This window comes from Wolbachia endosymbiont of Glossina morsitans morsitans, from assembly GCF_000689175.1.
GTDB lineage: Bacteria > Pseudomonadota > Alphaproteobacteria > Rickettsiales > Anaplasmataceae > Wolbachia > Wolbachia pipientis.
In genome coordinates this window covers 1-2,277 of record NZ_AWUH01000027.1, presented here as the reverse complement: position 1 = coordinate 2,277, position 2,277 = coordinate 1, and the positions used below count along the sequence as shown (strand labels likewise).

General features: G+C 37.6%; 1 protein-coding gene and 1 pseudogene. One reads left to right on the top strand and one right to left on the bottom strand.

The window, feature by feature from the left end:
- Positions 1-45 precede the first annotated feature (45 nt).
- Complete coding sequence (ftsY, locus tag WGMM_RS00825) at positions 46-957, top strand: signal recognition particle-docking protein FtsY (RefSeq protein WP_038248555.1); 912 nt, start codon at positions 46-48, stop codon at positions 955-957.
- On the opposite strand, the pseudogene radA reads toward ftsY, so the two are convergent.
- Positions 944-2,277, bottom strand: a pseudogene (radA, locus tag WGMM_RS00820) (DNA repair protein RadA); the annotation flags it as partial. The gene ftsY and the pseudogene radA sit on opposite strands and share 14 nt — an antisense overlap.

The window sequence follows — 2,277 nt, the reverse complement described above, 5'->3', positions numbered from 1 at the left end:
ATTCTTTATATTGTAATTAAGTTTGAATCTTAAAAGGAGTATCCCTTGAGTTTGTTTAGTAACCTTTATAAAGGCTTGTTGAAAACTTCTTCTCGCTTTAGCGACGGGGTGAAAAGTATTTTTTCTGGACAAAAAAAATTAGATCAGTCGCTTTTAGATGAGCTAGAAGAATTGCTAATTAGCATGGATATTGGTCATAAAACTTCTAAGTTGATTATCGATAGGCTCACAAGCATCAAGTTTGACAAGGAAGTTGAGTATAATATTATCACGCAGCAATTAGTGAATGAAATAGAAGCTATATTAAATCCAGTCGTGCAGCCGTTAGTTTTGGATAAAAAACCCCACATAATAATGGTATGCGGAGTAAACGGTAATGGTAAAACCACAACTATAGGTAAGCTCGCATATAAATATAAGGAGATGGGAAAGTCCGTTATGCTTGTTGCATGCGATACATTTAGAGCTGCTGCTAGTGAACAATTAAACATTTGGGCAGAACGCTCTGGTTGTTCTATCGTTACTGGAGAGTACGGTAGCGATTCTGCGAGTGTGGCATATAGAGCTGTAAGTCAAGCTATGAAAGATAGCGTTGATGTTGTTCTAATTGACACAGCAGGAAGGCTGCAAAATAATGTGAACCTTATGGAGGAATTATCAAAAATATATAGAACGATAAAGAAATTGGATGACACTGCCCCTCATGACGTTATTTTAGTTCTTGATGCAACTACCGGCCAAAATGCTTATAGCCAATTAGAAGCATTTAGCAAAATGGTTAATGTTACCGGGCTAATCGTAACAAAGTTAGATGGCACTGCTAAGGGCGGAGTGGTAATTGGACTTGCAGAAGCTTATAAGATAAAGTTACATGCTATAGGAATTGGCGAAAATATAGAGGACTTAAGGGAGTTTACTAGCAAAGAATTTGCTGAAGCGTTATTTAGTTGTAATTAAAAATTTCTCTTAATTCCCTTACGTGACCAAGCTTAATTATCTCAATATCGTGAGAAGAGTAATTACCATTTTTGGGCATAATTGCTTTTTTGTAATCCTAACTTTTGTTGCTTCTTTTAGTCTGAGATCAGCATGCGAGACATTCCTAATTTCTCCTGAAAGTGCAACTTCACCGCAGATTATTGAAGAAGTTGGCAGCGGTAAATTTACTACACTTGAAATAAGGGAGGAAGCAACAGCAAGATCAGCCGATGGTTCCTGTATTTTGAGTCCCCCTGCAATGTTTAGGTAGACCTCTTTATCATGCAAAAACATTTTGCAACGAGCATTTAGCACTGCGATGATCATAGCCAATCTATTAATATCCCACCCAACTACTGCCCCTTCTTGGGGTTGCCATATTAGTCCCTGCTATTAATGCTTGCACTTCCATTAAAATTGGTCTTGAACCTTCAATTCCTGCAAATACGGCGCTGCCAACTACTTCTCTGTCATGGGCCATCAGAAACAATGATGATGGGTTATCAACAGGCACAAGTCCTGCTTCAGACATCTCAAAAACACCAATTTCATTTGCAGGGCCAAATCTATTTTTAATAGTACGTAAAATGCGGTATTGATTGCTATTTTCACCTTCAAAATATAATACCGTATCCACCATATGCTCCAAAGTTTTAGGTCCAGCTATTTGTCCATCCTTAGTTATATGACCAACTATTAAAAGAGAAATACCATATTGTTTCGCAAGAATGGTTAATTCATGTGCGCAAGTGCGGACCTGAGTTACAGTTCCTGGTGCTGATGTAATTCTGCCATCATACATTGTTTGTATAGAGTCAATTACTAAAAATTTAATACTTTTATTTTCCTTTATTGTTGCTACTACATCAGTTAAAGACACTGTAGATAAAAGCTTAATTTTAGGTTCATTTATCTTAAGACGCTTTGCTCTGAGACTCACTTGCTCTAAAGATTCCTCGCCAGATACATAAAGACATTCAAAAGAGGAAAGTTGCACAACATTAGCTGCAATTCTAAGCAAAAGGGTGGATTTCCCAATTCCAGGTTCGCCACCAATTAAAATGCTAGCACCTTGAACGATACCCCCACCAAAAACTCTATCTAATTCTTCTATTCCTGTTAAAAAACGACTTGGAGTGATAACTTCGCTACCCGATAACGTCTTTATTAAAATTGGTGCAGATATACTTCTTTTGCCCGTTTTTACTGCTATTTCCTCAACAATTGTATCCCAATTGTCACATGCGATGCACTTCCCTACCCACCTACCAGTGCTGTGACCACAGGATTGACATACAT